This window comes from Umezawaea tangerina (assembly GCF_003002815.1).
GTDB classification, from domain to species: domain Bacteria; phylum Actinomycetota; class Actinomycetes; order Mycobacteriales; family Pseudonocardiaceae; genus Umezawaea; species Umezawaea tangerina.
Map to the genome: position 1 here is coordinate 150,971 of NZ_PVTF01000018.1, position 15,521 is coordinate 166,491.

14 protein-coding genes are annotated in these 15,521 nt (G+C 72.2%); 8 read left to right on the plus strand and 6 right to left on the minus strand.

Annotation, left to right across the window (positions count from 1 at the left end):
* Positions 1-8 precede the first annotated feature (8 nt).
* Positions 9-2,105, plus strand: a complete 2,097-nt coding sequence (locus CLV43_RS41675) for a putative bifunctional diguanylate cyclase/phosphodiesterase (RefSeq protein WP_106195670.1) — start codon at positions 9-11, stop codon at positions 2,103-2,105.
* Here the strand turns inward: CLV43_RS41675 and CLV43_RS41680 are convergent.
* Positions 2,102-2,476, minus strand: coding sequence for a VOC family protein (locus CLV43_RS41680; protein ID WP_211304812.1), 375 nt, complete (start codon positions 2,474-2,476; stop codon positions 2,102-2,104). The genes CLV43_RS41675 and CLV43_RS41680 overlap by 4 nt on opposite strands.
* Before the next feature lie 71 nt (positions 2,477-2,547).
* Between CLV43_RS41680 and CLV43_RS41685 the strand changes: the two genes are divergently transcribed.
* A complete protein-coding gene (locus CLV43_RS41685; protein ID WP_106195674.1) occupies positions 2,548-2,970 on the plus strand; it encodes a MarR family winged helix-turn-helix transcriptional regulator in 423 nt (140 codons plus the stop codon).
* Here CLV43_RS41685 and CLV43_RS41690 read toward each other — a convergent pair whose 3' ends face one another.
* The 4 genes from CLV43_RS41690 to CLV43_RS41705 form a co-directional block, all read right to left on the minus strand.
* Positions 2,971-4,323 (minus strand): NAD(P)(+) transhydrogenase (Re/Si-specific) subunit beta, encoded by a 1,353-nt coding sequence (locus tag CLV43_RS41690; RefSeq protein ID WP_106195676.1) that lies wholly within the window; start codon positions 4,321-4,323, stop codon positions 2,971-2,973.
* On the minus strand, positions 4,320-4,595 hold the full coding sequence (locus CLV43_RS41695; protein ID WP_245887423.1) for an NAD(P) transhydrogenase subunit alpha part 2: 276 nt from the start codon (positions 4,593-4,595) through the stop codon (positions 4,320-4,322). Before CLV43_RS41695 ends, CLV43_RS41690 begins: the two co-directional genes overlap by 4 nt.
* A complete protein-coding gene (locus CLV43_RS41700; RefSeq protein ID WP_106195678.1) occupies positions 4,592-5,701 on the minus strand; it encodes an NAD(P) transhydrogenase subunit alpha in 1,110 nt (369 codons plus the stop codon). The genes CLV43_RS41695 and CLV43_RS41700 overlap by 4 nt, the downstream gene beginning before the upstream one ends.
* Positions 5,702-6,300: 599 nt before the next feature.
* A complete protein-coding gene (locus CLV43_RS41705) occupies positions 6,301-7,452 on the minus strand; it encodes a nitric oxide synthase oxygenase (RefSeq protein WP_245887424.1) in 1,152 nt (383 codons plus the stop codon).
* 318 nt (positions 7,453-7,770) lie between these two features.
* On the opposite strand from CLV43_RS41705, the gene CLV43_RS41710 reads away from it, so the two are divergent.
* Entirely contained in the window at positions 7,771-8,343 is a 573-nt protein-coding gene (locus tag CLV43_RS41710; RefSeq protein WP_106195682.1) for a phosphatase PAP2 family protein, read from the plus strand.
* Here the strand turns inward: CLV43_RS41710 and CLV43_RS41715 are convergent.
* The gene (locus CLV43_RS41715) at positions 8,285-9,451 is read right to left on the minus strand and encodes an FAD-dependent monooxygenase (RefSeq protein WP_106195684.1); all 1,167 of its coding nucleotides are present in this window, start codon (positions 9,449-9,451) and stop codon (positions 8,285-8,287) included. The two genes, CLV43_RS41710 and CLV43_RS41715, sit on opposite strands and share 59 nt — an antisense overlap.
* 68 nt (positions 9,452-9,519) lie before the next feature.
* On the opposite strand from CLV43_RS41715, the gene CLV43_RS41720 reads away from it, so the two are divergent.
* The 5 genes from CLV43_RS41720 to CLV43_RS41740 form a co-directional block, all read left to right on the plus strand.
* A complete protein-coding gene (locus CLV43_RS41720; protein WP_211304813.1) occupies positions 9,520-10,134 on the plus strand; it encodes a TetR/AcrR family transcriptional regulator in 615 nt (204 codons plus the stop codon).
* Positions 10,135-10,346: 212 nt separating this feature from the next.
* Positions 10,347-11,927 (plus strand): ATP-binding cassette domain-containing protein, encoded by a 1,581-nt coding sequence (locus tag CLV43_RS41725; RefSeq protein WP_245887425.1) that lies wholly within the window; start codon positions 10,347-10,349, stop codon positions 11,925-11,927.
* 76 nt (positions 11,928-12,003) lie between these two features.
* A complete protein-coding gene (locus CLV43_RS41730) occupies positions 12,004-13,206 on the plus strand; it encodes a cytochrome P450 (protein WP_106195736.1) in 1,203 nt (400 codons plus the stop codon).
* Positions 13,203-13,397 (plus strand): ferredoxin, encoded by a 195-nt coding sequence (locus tag CLV43_RS41735; RefSeq protein WP_106195688.1) that lies wholly within the window; start codon positions 13,203-13,205, stop codon positions 13,395-13,397. The genes CLV43_RS41730 and CLV43_RS41735 overlap by 4 nt, the downstream gene beginning before the upstream one ends.
* Before the next feature lie 201 nt (positions 13,398-13,598).
* On the plus strand, positions 13,599-15,521 hold a 1,923-nt coding region (locus tag CLV43_RS41740; protein WP_146175116.1), incomplete at its 3' end, for a type I polyketide synthase.

Consider the following 15,521-nt stretch of genomic DNA (forward strand, 5'->3'; position numbering starts at 1 on the left):
GACGGAGCGTGACGCCGCCGGACCAGCCGCACGGACGTCGACGGGAGCTCGCCCGCGAGTGGATGAAGGCCGTCTACTCCACGACCTACATCCCGATGTCGTCGGCCGAGATCGAGCTGTTCCTGCTCGACCTGGTGGACGTGATCGCCGACGCGCTGCGGGCCGAGCCGTTCACGGCCAAGCCCGTCGCGGTGGTCGGCGACCGGATGGTGGCGGCGCACTTCACCGGCATGGAGACGTTGCAGCGCACCGTAGAGGTGCTCGGCCGCGCGCTGCTGTTCACCCCGGAGCTGCGCGGCGTCGACCGGCTGGCGGAGAAGGTCGTCGCCGTCCTCGGCGCGCTCGGCGCCCGGTTCGCCACGGCCATGCGGCTCGACGCGTTCCGCCAGCAGGAGGAGATCAAGAGCGCGCTGCTGCAGGCGAAGCAGGGCGTCGAACGGGTGCTCAGGGTCAGCGAGGCGCGGTTCCGGGAGGTGTTCGACTCGTCGGTGATGGGCATCGCGATCACCGAGCCGGACGGCACGGTCGTCGAGGCCAACGAGGCGATGAACGCGATCCTGGGCAGTGAGAGGAGCCTGATCGGGCGGTCGCTGCCCCGGCACTTCCACCCGGACGACGCCGAGGTGCTCACCGCGTCCTACCGCTCGGTGCGCGAGGGCGTGGTCGACCGGTTCCGCGAGCAGCGCAGGCTCGTGCGGATCGACGGCGAGCCCGCGTGGGTGTACCTGGCGGTGTCGGTGCTGCGCGACGCCGACGGCGAGCCGGCGTTCCACGTGACGATGGTCGAGGACGTCAGCGAGCTGCACCTGATGCAGAAGAACCTGGATTCGCTGCTGCTGCGCGACCCGCTCACCGGGCTGTCGAACCGGCAGCACTTCGTCACCCAGCTGGAGACCGTGCACAGCCGTTCCGAGCACGGCATCACGCTCTACCACCTGGACCTCGACTCGTTCTCGCTGATCAACAACGGGCTGGGCCACGACACCGGCGACCGGCTGCTCAAGCAGACCGCGTCGCGGCTGCGGGCGGTCGTGGCCGACCAGGACGCGTTCGTCGCGCGGATCGGCGGCGACGAGTTCGCCGTCGTCGTGGACAACTCCCCCACCACCCCCGGTGTCCCCACGATGATCGACAAGATCAACGACGAGCTCGCCGAGCCGACGTTCGTCGACGACCGGGGCATCGCCGTGACCGCCACGATCGGCGTGCTCGACCGGCCGTCCCCGGAGTGGACGGTGGGGCAGCTGCTGCGCGCGGCGAACATGACGCTGACCCTGGCGAAGGCCAAGGGCAAGCGGCAGTGGCTGCCCTACGACCCGCACGAGGACGCCCGGCAGCGCGCGGCCGCGCGGGTCACCGCGGCCCTGCCCGGCGCGTTCGAGAACGGCGAGCTGGAGGTCGACTTCCACCCCGTCGTCGGGCTCGCCGACCGGACCGTCGTCGGCGTGTCCGCCAGGCTGCGCTGGGGTTCGCTCGGCCACCGGCAGTGCCTCGCGATGGCCGACGAGACCGGCCTGTCGCTCCCGGTCGGCCAGTGGATGCTGCGGTACGCCGCCGAGCGCGTGGTGCTCTGGCGCGAGGCCACCGGCGTCACCCCGCTCCCGCTGCACGTGGCCCTGAGTCCCATGCAGTCGCGCGACGAGGACCTGGTCGGCGCCGTGAAGCGCACCCTCGACGAGACCGGCTTACCCGTCGGGGACCTGCGGATCTCCTTGCACACCAGGGCCGTGCTCATCGGCGGCAGCGACGACAACGTGCAGGTGCTGACCGACTCCGGCATCCCCACCGGGCTGAACGACTTCCACGGCGGCCAGGACGAGCTGGCCCTGCTCACCGAACTGCCGATCCACTCCCTCACCATCGCCCCCGCCACCGTCCGGGCGCTGGCCGACCGCACCGCCCGCAACCCCTTGGCCCACAACGCCATGGCCTCCCTCGTGGCGGTCGTCCGCCAGGCGGGCGTGAGCGTGACCGCCGCCGGTGTCACCACCGACGCCGAGGCCGACTGGTGGGCGGGCATCGGCACCGACGCCGCCCAGGGCGACTTCTACACCGCCTCCCGCACCACCGGCCCCCTCGCCGCCCTGTTCCAGGACAGACCCTAGGCGGGCACGGTCGTGAAGAACTCGTAGCTGTGCCCGTCCGGGTCGGCGACGTAGACCCCTCGTCCACCCGCCAGCCGGTTGATCCGGCGGTCCCAGCCGCCGCCGGGCCCCGACCCGAACCGGACGTCCACATCGGACTCCAGCCTCGCCAGCAGGTGGTCGAAGGTCGTGTCGTCCACCAGGAACCCGAAGTGCCCGGCCGAGAACGGCGGCCGCTCGTCGAAGTCCAGCGTCAGGTCGTCGTTGACCCGCACCGGCGTGAACGGCCCGGCGGGCTCACCGACCTCGCGGCCGACCAGCCCGGCGAAGAACGCCGCCGACACGTCCTTGTCCGTGGCGCGGACGATGGTGTGGTTGAGGACAAGAGTCACGGGACACCTCCAAAGCATGCGATCCGCATGCAATATAGATGCGATCCGCATACGTCCGCTAGGGTTCCTCCATGCCTTCGAACGACGGTGGGCCCGCCCTCTTCCGCCTCGTCCGGTTCTGGTCGCGCCGGTGGGCGAAGGGGTCCGAGGGGGACGCGTCGCACGCGCAGCTGGTGCTGACCGTCGAGGCGGTCGCCGCGTCCGGCACCGACGGCTCCGTCGGCGACGTCGCCCGGCTGCTGGGCCTCGACCAATCCGGGGCCAGCCGCATGGTCGCGGCGGCGGAGGCGGGCGGGTACGTCGACCGCGCCCGCGCGGCCTCCGACGCCCGTCGCAGCGCGCTCCGCCTCACCCCAGGGGGCCGCGCCCTCCTGCGGTCCGCGCGCGGCTGGCAGCGGAGCACGTTCGCCGAGCTGACCGCCACCTGGCCGGAGGAGGACCGCGACCGGTTCGCGGCCTACCTCCGACGGCTGGCCGACCAGGTCGGCGCCTGACTACAACTGCTTCACCGCCGCCAGCAGCTTCGTCAGCGAGTCCTTCGCGTCCCCGAACAGCAACGTCGTCTTCGCGTTGTACAGCAGCTCGTTGTCGATCCCCGCGAACCCCGGCCGCATCGACCGCTTCATGAACACCACCGCACGGGCCCGGTCCACGTCGAAGATCGGCATGCCGTAGATGGGGCTGGTCGGCTCGTCGCGCGCGCCGGGGTTCACCACGTCGTTCGCCCCGACGACCAGCGCGACGTCCATGCTCGTCATGCCGGGGTTGACGTCGTCGAGCTCCTTGAGCTGCTCGTAGGGCACGTCGGCCTCGGCCAGCAGGACGTTCATGTGGCCCGGCATGCGGCCCGCGACCGGGTGGATGCCGTAGTCGACGGTGATGCCGCGGCCCTCGAGGAGCGTGACGAGCTCGCGGGCGGCGTGCTGGGCCTGCGCGACGGCCAGGCCGTAACCGGGCACGACGACGATGGAGTGCGCGTAGCCCAGCAGGATGGCGACGTCCTCGACGGTGCCGGAGCGGACCGTGCGCTGCTCCTCGCCGCGCACCTGCACGGCGGTCGCGGTGAACGCGCCGAACAGGATGTTGGTCAGCGGCCTGCCCATGGCCTGCGCCATCATCCGGGTCAGCAGCGTGCCGGACGCGCCGACGAGCGTGCCCGCGACGATCAGCAGGGTGTTCGCCAGCACGTACCCGGAGGCGGCGACGGCGAGACCGGTGAACGCGTTGAGCAGCGAGATCGCGATCGGCACGTCCGCGCCGCCGACCGGCAGCACGAACGCGATCCCGAGCAGCAGCCCGGCGACCGTGAGCGCGACGAGCAGCGCGGTGGACGACGTGGCGAGCACGGCCACGGCCAGCACGAGGCTGACCGCCACGACGCCGATGCTCAGCACCCGACCGGCGGGCAGCACCACCGGGCGGGTGGTCATGATCTCCTGGAGCTTGGCGAAGGTGACCAGGCTGCCCGAGAAGCTGCCCGAGCCGATCAGCACGGTGAGCACGGTCGCGATCCGGAACAGCAGCGGGCCGCCGTCGTGGAACTCCGCGAGCGCGACGAGCGCGGCGGCCGCGCCGCCGACCCCGTTGAACAGGGCCACCATCTGCGGGATGGCGGTCATCTTCACCGACCGCGCGGCGGGCACCGCGACGACCGCGCCGAGCGCGATGGCGACCAGGATCCACAGTCCGTTGTGGACGGCGCCCTGGACGAAAGCCGTGACCACGGCCAGGACCATGCCCGCGGCGCCGAGCAGGTTGCCCGCGCGGGCGAACCGCGGCGTGCTCAACCCCTTGAGCGCCAACAGGAAGCACAGGGCGGCGACGAGGTAGGCCAGCTGCGCGCTCATCGCTTGTGCCCCTTGAACATCTCCAGCATCCGGTCGGTCACCACGAACCCGCCGACCACGTTGACCGTGGCCAGGAACACCGCGAGCAGCCCCAGCACCAGCTGCACCGCGCCCTCGGCGGCGCCGGTGATCAGGATGGCGCCGACCAGGATCACCCCGTGGATGGCGTTGGCTCCCGACATCAGCGGCGTGTGCAGGATCGTGGACACCTTCGAGACCACCTCGAACCCCACGAACGCGGCCAGCACGAAGATCGTGAGCAGGTCGATCACAGCAGCCCCCTGGTCGGCTCGTGCCGCACCTCGCCCGCGTGCGTCAGGCAGCACCCGGCGAGCACCTCGTCGGTGAGGTCCGGCTCGACGACACCGTCCTCGGTCATCATCATCAGCAGGTTCGCCACGTTGCGGGCGTAGAGCTTGCTGGCGTGGATCGGCATGCCGCTGGGCATGTTCCGGGCGCCGTGCACGAGCACGTCGCCGACCCAGACCTCCTGGCCCGCCACCGAGCCCGCGCAGTTGCCGCCGGACTCCGCGGCCAGGTCCACCACGACCGAACCGGGCGCCATCGCCTTGAGCATGTCGGTGGTCACCAGCACCGGTGCCGCCCGACCGGGGATCGCCGCGGTCGTGATCACCACGTCGGACGCGGCGACCCGCTCGGCGATCAGCTCCCGCTGCCGCTCCAGGAACGTCTCGGACTGCTCGGCCGCGTACACCCCCTGCTGCGTCTCCAACGGCAGCTCGACGAACCGGGCCCCCAGGCTGCGCACCTCCTCCGCGGCGGCCGCCCGCACGTCGTAGGCCTCCACGACGGCACCGAGCCTGCGCGCGGTCGCGATGGCCTGCAACCCCGCCACACCGGCGCCGAGCACGAGGACCTTCGCGGGCGGCACGGTACCGGCGGCGGTGGTGAACATGGGCAGGAACCGCGGCAGCCGTTCGGCCGCCACCAGAACCGCGCGGTAACCCGCCACCAGGGCCTGCGAGGACAAGGCGTCCGCGCCCTGCGCACGGGTGACCCGCGGGAGCAGGTCGAGGCTGAACGAGGTGACCCCGCGCTCGGCCAGCACCCGCACGAGCTCCAGCTCGTTGGGCGGGGACAAGAAGCTGATCGTGATGTCGCCGGGACGCAACCTGCGCGCCTGGGCGATCTCCAGAGGTTGGACGGACAGGACAGCTTCGACCTCGCCGACCGTGTCCTGCGCGACGACCTGGGCACCAGCCGCCCGGTACGCCGCGTCAGCGGCGTACGCGTGCGTCCCAGCGCCCGATTGGACGTCCACGACAAGACCCGCGCCGACCAGCGTGCGCACCGTATCCGGGACGCAGGCCACGCGGCGCTCGGCGGGCCGCGACTCCGCGGGAATCCCGACTCTCACACCTCAGCACCCTAGGCTTGGTGAGTGATCTGGACCACAGAGCGGTTTTAACGGTGATCGCCGTACGGCCGTACGGCTGAGTGTTAACGGGGGTTGGGCCGGGGGTGCAGGTTGCTGGCTGATGGCGCTTGGCTGTGGCTACCCGTGCGAAGTGCGAGTGGGAGACCGCCCGCTGGTGAGGTTCGGTTTTGGCCCTCCCGCCCTCTGGCGAAGCCCAGCCCCCGGCGCGCGATTGTCTCAATGCCTGATCTTGCTTGTCAAGACGGTGAAGCTGTCTTGACAAGCAAGATCAGGCAGGAGGGCGCTGTGGATCGGGGGCAGAGGGGAAGTCTGGCTTCGCCAGCATCAGGCTTCGCCTGACTCAGGCATCCTCGCTGCGCGTCGGACCAGGCATCGGACTCCGTCCGACACTGCATCCTCGGCTGCGCCGTCGGACCAGGCATCCGCGCTTCGCGGCGGACGAGGCATCGGCTGGCGCCGACGAGGCCCCAGGCGCTCCGCGCCGGATGCGCGCTGGCGGGCTTCGCCCAACGTTGTGTTGTGCTCGGCTTCGCCATCGGTCTGCCGGCGGGTGAGCTCTCGCCCTGTGCTCGGCTTCGTCAGTGGATGACTGGGCAGACTCCGGTGGTGCCGTTGGGGAAGAAGTTGGGCACCTGTTCCTCCTTGTCGTAGTAGCGGTGGAAGACCGGGGTCAGGGAGCCGGACATGGGGGGGACGATCCAGGTCCAGTCGGTGGGGCACTTGCGGCCTGCGGCTTCTTCCTTCTGGACGTGGGTCAGGAAGCGCTGGGATTCGGTGTGGTGGTCGGTGATGGTGACGCCGGCCTCGGCGAAGGAGTGCAGGACGGCGCGGTTGAGCTCGACGAGTGCGCGGTCGCGCCAGAGGGTCTGCTCGCAGGAGGTGTCCAGGCCCATCCTCTTGCCGAGGTAGGGGAGCAGGTCGTAGCGGTCGTTGTCGGCGAGGTTGCGGGCGCCGATCTCGGTGCCCATGTACCAGCCGTTGAAGGGGGCGGCCGGGTAGTCGATGCCGCCGATGCGCATCCGCATGTTGCTGATGACGGGCACGGCGTGCCAGCGGAGGCCGAGCTTGGCAAGCCATGGCAGTTCCGGATGGCTCAGCGGGACCTCGAGGACGGCGTCCGGGGGGAGGTCGACCATGCCGGACTCGCCGTCCGAGGTCTCGACCAGCACGGGGAGGACGTCGAAGGGGCCGCGGGTGCGCGGGGGCTGCCAGCCGCGGGTGATCGCGAGGTCGGTGAGCTCGAGGTTGCGGCGGTCACCCAGGACACCACCGTCCGGGCCGCGGTAGGCCGCGTACCGGATGAGCTGCTCGTTGCGGACGCGAGGACCGGGGTGGCCGGGTTCGTCGGGGGCGAACACGGTCATCACGGGTCGGATCTTGCCCGCGTTGGTGGCGATCCGCAGGTGCTCGACGCACTCGTCCGCCACCTCCTTGGGGTCGTGGAGATCTCGCAGGTCCCGCACCTTCAGGCTGCGCCAGTACAGCCTGCCGATGCATCGCGCGCTGTTGCGCCAGGCAACCCTGGCGCCGAAGGTCAACTCGGTTGTGGTGTGCCGGTAGGTGCCGGTCGCCGCGATCTCCGCGTGCACTTCGGCGAGACGGTCCTCCACCGGGCCTAGGTCATGGTTTTCCTCGTGGTGGAGCCGGATGAACTCCTCCGCCTCGGCGATGTCGACCTCGGTGGCCGGCACGGCCACCGCGTTCTCGACAAGCGACGGGGGGAGGGGCATCACGTCATCCGGACACGTTGGGACGGGGGCCATGGCGGGTCACCGTAATTGCACATCGGTGGACGGTGCACCGCCGTGACGGTCACCGGCAAGCGCGAGCCAGGTACGGCCGGTGGGCACGCAAAGTGCTTGATCCGTCAATCGGGTGATCAGAGCTGCGATTACGGGTGGTGCTGCAATCGTTACCCGCCAGAAGCCTGCCGGTTACCCATGACGAAGATCACACCAAAAGACAACCCGGTCCGGTGACACGGAGGGCTTCCGGAACGATGCCCCCGTGTTCACCTTCCGTTCACCAAGCGGAATACTCGCCGGATCATGATCGAGTTGAGCGCAGCCCTCTACCTGTTCATCACCGGCATCGCCCACGAGACCCCCGACTGGGTGCACACGATCGCGGACATCGGCACCGACGCGGGCCTGCTGGTGTTCGTCGCCCTGTTCGCGTGGAATGCCTGGCGCAACAGGGGAACGCCCGAGTACCGGCTCGCGCTGGTGGCACCCCTGGCGGTGATCGGCGCCTACCTGGTGAGCGAGGTCGCGAAGACCTTCATCCAGGAGGAGCGCCCGTGCCGCGCGGTCGCCGGGGCGGTGTTCATCGCCGAGTGCCCGGCCGTCGGCGACTGGTCGTTCCCCAGCAACCACGCGACCATCGCGGCGGCCTGCGCGGCGGTGCTGGCGACCGTCTGGGGTCGGGTCGCCCTGCTGGTGTTCCCATTGGCGATGCTTATGGCGTTCTCGCGGGTCTTCGTGGGTGTGCACTACCCGCACGACGTCGCCGCGGGGTTCCTGGTGGGCGCCACGGTCGGCGCGCTGCTGGCCCTGCTGGCGGTCAGACTGGTCGGTCCGGCGAAGGCGGCGCCGCGAGTGCCGGTGGGGTCCAGGCGCTGAACCTGGTCATCCCGGACAGCGCGACCCCCGTCGGCACCGACCTCATCAGCGCGTTCCGCACGGCGACGGCGGCCGGGTGGCGCAGCCCGTGCCCGACCCGGCCCATGAGCCGCGACGCCCTGGCCACCGACCGGGTGCGCGGCCCGCGTTCCCGGTCGTAGCGGGTCAGCGCGGCCGCCACGGTGTCGGCGTCCGCGCACGCGGCGGCGAGGACGACGCCGTCCTCGATCGCCTGGCACGCGCCCTGGCCGAGGAACGGGGTCATGGCGTGCGCGGAGTCGCCGAGCAGCGCGACGCGCCCGTGCACGTAGGTGGACGGCGGCGCGGCCAGCTCGTGGACGTCGTGGCGCAGCACCGACCCGCCCGGTGTGCCCGCCAGCAGGGCGGGGATCGGGTCGGCCCAGTCGCCGCACAGCCGCACGACCTCGGCCAGCTCGTCCGGCGCGCGCAGGCCGGGCGCGGACAGGGTCGCGGCGTACCAGTAGACCCGGCCCGCGGCCAGCGGCAGGACGCCGAACTCGGTGCCGGGCCCGAGGTACTGGCCGATCTCCAGGTCACCGGTGTGGTCGGTGACCGCCCGCCAGGCCGTGGTGCCGGAGTAGACCGGCGCGGGCACCTCCGGCCACAGCCGCGACCGGACCCGGCTGCCGATGCCGTCGGCCGCGACCACCAGGTCCGCCTCCAGCTCGACGGGGTCGCCGTCGGCGAGGTAGCGCACCCTCGGGACGACCTCGACGACGTCGGCCGAGGTGACCAGGCACTCCGCGGGCAGCGCCGAGCGCAGCACCCGGTGCAGGTCGGCCCGGTGGATCGCGACGAGCCTGCCCGCGCGTTCCAGCTCCGCGGCGTCCAGGTGCCCTAGAGCGCGTCCTCGATGGTCGCGGACACCGCCGGGGAGCCGGGGCGTGCCGTCGTGGCGCACGGCCTCGCCCAGGCCCAGGGCGTCCAGCGCGCGCAGGGCGTTGGGCATCACGCCGATGCCCGCCCCCACCTCGCCGAACTCCGGCGCCCGTTCGAGCACGGTCACCCGCCAGCCGACCCGGTGCAGCGCGACCGCCGCCGTCAGCCCGCCCAGTCCCCCGCCGACCACCACCGCCGTGCCCCGCATGCTGACCCCCTCGTTTCTACAGGTGTAGAGACAGCGATACTACAGCTGTAGAAGGAAGGGGCAAGGCGTTGAGCGACCGCACCGACCTGCTCGCCGACGCGGCCATCCACGTCGTCGCGACCCACGGGATGCGCGGGCTGACCCACCGCGCGGTCGACGCGCGCGCCGGGGTGCCGCAGGGCTCGACGTCGGCGTACTTCCGGACCCGCAAGGCGCTCGTCGAAGGGCTCGTCCGGCGGCTCGCGGACGTCGAGACGGCCGACATCGACGCGACCCGGCTGACCTCTCAGACCTCCGACGGCCCGCCCGACCTCGACCGGGTCGCCGCGGGCGTGGCCGCGCTGCTGGACCACTGGCTCGGCGCCGGGCGCGACCGCAGCCTGGCCAGGTTCGCCTGCCTGCTGGAGGCCACCCACCACCCCGAGCTGCGCACGATCCTCGCCTACGGCGACCGGCCGCGGGCCCAGGCGCGCGAGCTCGTGGCGGCGCTCGGCTCGACCGACCCGGAACGGGACGGCCACGACCTGGTGTCGTTCGTCGACGGCCTGCTGTTCTACCGGCTGGCGGGCGGCGGGGCGGCCCACGCGCCCGCGCCCGGCACGCCCGAGAGCCTCGCCGAGCTGCACCGCGCGGCGCTGGCCGCGCTCACCGGCGTGCTCGCCCGGCGGTCCCCCGCCCGGTAATCCGGTGGCGGGCCCCCGACGGCTTCCCTATCGTCGCGGCCATGGTCCCGCCGTTCTTCGTGTTCTACCTCTGATCTCGGCCGCGACGCGGCGGGCGGTCGCTCGCCGCGTCCTCGACGTGCCCGAGAGCGCTCGCCGTCCGGCTTGAGCGCCAGAGCTCGCGGAGCGCCCCCGTCGTGGTCGCGCGCTCCCGTTCCGAAGAGGTGACCCCAGTGCGCGCACGACTCGTGCAACCCCGCCATGCCCACCTGAGGACCGAGGACCTGGGCAAGGGCTTCGAAGCCCGCCCCGTCCTGTCCGGCGTCCACCTGACCGCGTCGACCGGGCAGCGGCTCGGCGTGATCGGCGAGAACGGCCGCGGCAAGTCCACCCTGCTGCGCCTGCTCGCGGGCGACCTCGAACCGGACGCGGGCACCGTGACCCGGCACGGCTCGGTCGCCACGGCCGCGCAGGAGCTCCCGTTCACCGCCGACGACACCGTCGGCACGCTGCTCGACCACGCCCTCGCGCCGGCCCGTGCCGCGGTCGCCGAGGTGGACGGCGCCGCGGCCGCGCTCGCCGACGCCGAGCCGGGTGCCGACGACCGGTACGCGGTGGCGCTCGCCGAGGCCGAGCGGCTGGAGGCGTGGGACGCCGAGCGCCGGGCCGACCTGGCGCTCGCGGCCCTGGACGCGCCCGCCGACCGGGCGCTGCGGCTGGCCGAGCTGTCCGTGGGGCAGCGCTACCGGGTGCGGCTGGCCTGCGTGCTGGCCGAGCGCGCGGACATCCTGCTGCTCGACGAGCCGACCAACCACCTGGACGCCTCCGGCATGGCGTACCTGACCGCGCGGCTGCGCGAGCACCAGGGCGTGGTCGTGCTGGTCAGCCACGACCGGGCGCTGCTGGACGAGGTGTGCACGGCCCTGCTCGACCTGGACCCGAACGCCGAGGGCGAGGTGGTGCTGCACGGCGGCGGCTACTCCGCCTACCGGTCGGCCAAGGCCGCGGAGCGGGCCCGGTGGGAGCAGCGGTACGCCTTGGAGGCGTCCAGGGACGCGGAGCTGCGGGAGCAGGTGTCCGCCGCCGAGGCGCGGCTGGTGACGTCCTGGCGGCCGCCCAAGGGGGCCGGAAGGCACAAGCGCGCGACGCGGGCGCCGAGCCGGATGCGCACCGTCGCCCGCCGCCTGGAGGAGCTGACCGACCGCCGGGTGCCGGAGCCGCCCGCCCCGCTGCGGTTCGCGAGCCCCGACCTGGAGGCGGGTCCGGACGAGGTGCTGCTCGGCGCCTCCGGGGTCACCGTGCCCGGTCGGCTGCGGCCGCACCCGGACCTCGCGGTGGCCGCGGGCGGGCGGCTGGTCGTGTCCGGCGCGAACGGGACGGGCAAGTCGACGCTGCTGGGCGTGCTGGCCGGGCGGGTGGTCCCGGCGTCCGGCGCGGTCCACCGCGGCGGGCGGACCCGGATCGGGCTGCTGGCCCAGGAGTCGGACTTCCCGGACCCGTCGCTGAGCCCGGTGCGGCTGGCGGGCGGCGACGCGGAGCCGTTGCGCGGACTGGGCCTGCTGGCCGACGTGGACCTGACCCGGCCCGTGGGCAGGCTGTCGACCGGGCAGCGCAGGAGGCTGTCGCTCGCACTGCTGCTCCTGCGCGCGCCGCACGTGCTGCTGCTCGACGAGCCGACCAACCACCTGTCGATCGCGCTGGTCGACGAGCTGACCGAGGCCCTGCTGGTGACCGCCGCGGCCGTCGTCGTGGCCACCCACGACCGGCGGCTGCGGGCCGACCTGGGCGACTGGCCGGAGCTGGAACTCATTTGAAAACAATGTTCTTCACAGAGTAGTGAAGCTTCTGTAGCTTCTGAAGCAGGTCCCTACGCACTGGGAGGTGTGCAAGTTGACCGGAACGATCACCGCTGCCCTGCCGACGACGCGCGACAACGCGTTCGACCCGCCCGCCGAACTGGGGGTGCTCCGCGAGGAGCGGCCGCTGAACCGGCTCCAGTTCCCCGACGGGCACGTGGGCTGGCTCGTCACGAACCACGAGCTGGTCCGCGAGATCATGGCGGACCGCCGCTTCAGCTCGCGCAGCGAGCTGCACCACTCCGTCATCACCCGCGCCGACGGCAAGCCGGTCCGCAGGCCCGCCGCGACGCCCGGCATGTTCATCGGGATGGACGCGCCGGACCACACGAGGTACCGCAAGCTGCTGACCGGCCAGTTCACCGTGCGCAGGATGAACCTGCTGTCGGCCCGCATCGAGGAGATCGTCCAGGAGCACCTGAAGGCGATGCGCGCGAACGGCACGTCGGGCGACCTCGTCCAGGCGTTCGCGCTCCCCATCCCCTCGCTGGTGATCTGCGAGCTGCTGGGCGTCCCCTACGACGAGCGGCACGGGTTCCAGGAGGACACCGCCACGGCGCTGCGGCTGGAGACCTCCGCGGACGAGGCCATCGCGGCGTTCGAGCGGATCAAGGACTTCATCCGCGACCTCGTGCGGCGCAAGCGCGCCAACCCCGGCGACGACATGCTCAGCGGCCTGATCGCGAGCGGTGAGCACCTCGACGACGAGGAGATCACCGGCATGGGCGTCCTGCTGCTGGTGGCCGGGCACGAGACGACCGCCAACATGCTCGGCCTCGGCACGCTGGCCCTGCTCGGCAACCCCGACCAGCTCGCCGCGCTGAAGGCGGACCCGTCGCTGGTCGACAACACCGTCGAGGAGCTGCTGCGGTACCTGTCGATCATCCAGTTCGGCACGACCCGCACGGCGCTGGAGGACGTGGAGATCGCCGGCGAGGTGATCAAGGAGGGCGACACGCTGTCGCTCTCGCTGGCCGCCGCCAACCGCGACCCGCAGCGGTTCGACCACCCCGACCGGCTGGACGTCCACCGCTCGGCGAACGGGCACATGAGCTTCGGCCACGGCGTGCACCAGTGCCTCGGCCAGCAGCTCGCCCGCATCGAGATGCGGATCGCCTACTCGGCGCTGTTCGCCGAGTTCCCGGACCTGCGCCTGGCGGTGCCCGCCGACGAGGTGCCGCTGCGCACCGACATGGCCATCTACGGTGTCCACTCGCTGCCGGTGGAGTGGTCATGAGGATCGAGGCCGACGTGAACAAGTGCTGCGGGTCCGGCATGTGCGCCCTGACCGACCCGGAGCTGTTCGACCAGAGCGAGGAGGACGGCACGGTCCTCGTCCTCGTCAGCGAGCCCGGTCCCGAGCACCACGCCGCGGCCCGCGAAGCCGCCGCGCTGTGCCCCGCGGGAGCCATCACCGTGCACGGGTGACCGCACCCCGCGACCCCGCCGCCCACCCCGGCGGGGTCGCGGGAACCCCGCTGACCACGCCTTCCGCCCGGACAGGGGCCCTGCTAGGGGCCGTTTAGGGGCCGCCAGGGGTGTCCGGGGCACAAACCCGTCATTAGCTTTCGATCCAGTGATCTGTGGCGGAAGACGACGTGCGGGTTTCTGTGAAAAGGGTGGCGCTGAATGTCCAACGAGCAGAAGCTTCGCGATTACCTCAGGCGGGTGACCGCGGACCTGCACAGCACCCGCCACCGTTTGCAGGAGGTCGAGGGGACGGGCCAGGAGCCCATCGCGATCGTGGCGATGGGCTGCCGCTTCGCGGGCGGCATCACCTCCCCCGAGGAGCTCTGGGACTTCGTCGTGGACGGCGGGGACGCCGTCGCGCCCTTCCCCACCGACCGCGGCTGGGACCTGGAGGCGCTCTACCACCCCGATCCCGACCACCAGGGCACGTCGTACGTCATGGAGGGCGCCTTCGTCGACGGCGTCGCCGAGTTCGACCCCGGCTTCTTCGGCATCTCGCCGCGCGAGGCGATCACGATGGACCCGCAGCAGCGCCTGCTGCTGGAGACCACGTGGCACACGTTCGAGCGCGCGGGCATCGACCCGCACGCGTTGCGCGGCAGCCGGACCGGGGTGTTCACCTCCACCAACGGCCAGGACTACATCACCAAGCTGCAGGGCGAGCTGCCCGACGGGCTGGAGGGCCACGTCGGCACCGGCACCGCGGCGAGCATGATCTCCGGGCGCATCTCCTACACGTTCGGCCTCGAAGGCCCCGCCGTCACCGTGGACACCGCGTGCTCGGGCTCGCTGGTCACGTTGCACCTCGCGGTGCAGGCGCTGCGCAACGGCGAGTGCGACCTGGCGCTGGCCGGCGGCGCGACGATCATGGTGACACCGGGCGCGTTCATCGACTTCAGCCGCGCGCGCGGCCTCTCGTGGGACTCCCGCTGCAAGTCGTTCGCGGCGGGCGCGGACGGCACGAGCTGGGGCGACGGCGTCGGTCTGGTGCTGGTGGAACGGCTGTCCGACGCCCGGCGCAACGGCCACGAGGTGCTGGCCGTCGTGCGCGGCATCGCGGTGAACCAGGACGGCGCCTCGAACGGCCTGACCGCGCCGAACGGCCCGTCGCAGCAGCGGGTGATCAAGCAAGCCCTGGCCGACGCGCGGCTGTCCGCGGTGGACGTCGACGTGATCGAGGCGCACGGCACCGGCACGAAGCTCGGCGACCCGATCGAGGCGCAGGCGCTGATCGCGGCGTACGGACCTGAGCGCGAGACCCCTCTGCTGCTCGGTTCGGTGAAGTCCAACATCGGCCACACGCAGGCCGCCGCCGGTGTCGCCGCCGTCATCAAGACCGTGATGGCGCTGCGCCACGGCGTGGTGCCCAAGACGCTGCACGTGGACGCGCCGTCGCCGCAGATCGACTGGAGCTCCGGCACCGCGGAGCTGGTGACCGAGACCAGGGCGTGGCCGGAGACCGGGCACGTCCGCCGGGCCGGCGTGTCGTCCTTCGGCTACAGCGGCACGAACGCCCACGCGATCCTCGAACAGGCACCGGAGGACCCCCTCGACGTCGAGGGCGACGAGCCCGCGGCCGCCCCCCGCGAGCTGCCGGTCGTGCCGGTGCTGCTGTCCGGGAAGACCGAGCAGGCGGTGCGGGCGCAGGCCGCCGCGCTGCTGGAGTCGTTGCCCGGCAACGACTTGGCGGACCTCGGGTTCTCCACCGCGACGACGCGGGCGCACCTCGACCACCGGGCTGTGCTCGTGGCCGACGACCGCGACGGCCTGCTGGCCGCGTTGGGGGCGCTCGCCGACGGCACCGCACCGGTCGCGGGCGAGGCCGTGGAGGGCCGCACCGCCGTGCTGTTCACCGGCCAGGGCAGCCAGCGGGTCGCCATGGGGCAGCAGCTGTACAGCGCTTTCCCGGTGTACGCCGAGGCGTTCGACGCCGTGTGCGACCGGTTCGACCCGCGGCTGCGCGAGGCTTTCGCCGACCAGGACCTGCTGAACCGGACGGAGTTCACCCAGCCCGCGTTGTTCGCGGTGGAGGTGGCGTTGTACCGGTTGGTGGAGTCGTGGGGTGTGCGGCCGGACTTCCTG

What these genes read in the sequence shown, in the direction of transcription:
- CLV43_RS41685 (WP_106195674.1), top strand. Translation starts at nt 2,548, where the DNA reads ATGCCTTCGAACGACGGTGGGCCCGCCCTCTTCCGCCTCGTCCGGTTC.
- CLV43_RS41705 (WP_245887424.1), bottom strand. Translation starts at nt 7,452, where the DNA reads ATGCCCCTCCCCCCGTCGCTTGTCGAGAACGCGGTGGCCGTGCCGGCC.
- CLV43_RS41735 (WP_106195688.1), top strand. Translation starts at nt 13,203, where the DNA reads ATGAGGATCGAGGCCGACGTGAACAAGTGCTGCGGGTCCGGCATGTGC.
- CLV43_RS41715 (WP_106195684.1), bottom strand. Translation starts at nt 9,451, where the DNA reads ATGCGGGGCACGGCGGTGGTGGTCGGCGGGGGACTGGGCGGGCTGACG.
- CLV43_RS41710 (WP_106195682.1), top strand. Translation starts at nt 7,771, where the DNA reads ATGATCGAGTTGAGCGCAGCCCTCTACCTGTTCATCACCGGCATCGCC.
- CLV43_RS41690 (WP_106195676.1), bottom strand. Translation starts at nt 4,323, where the DNA reads ATGAGCGCGCAGCTGGCCTACCTCGTCGCCGCCCTGTGCTTCCTGTTG.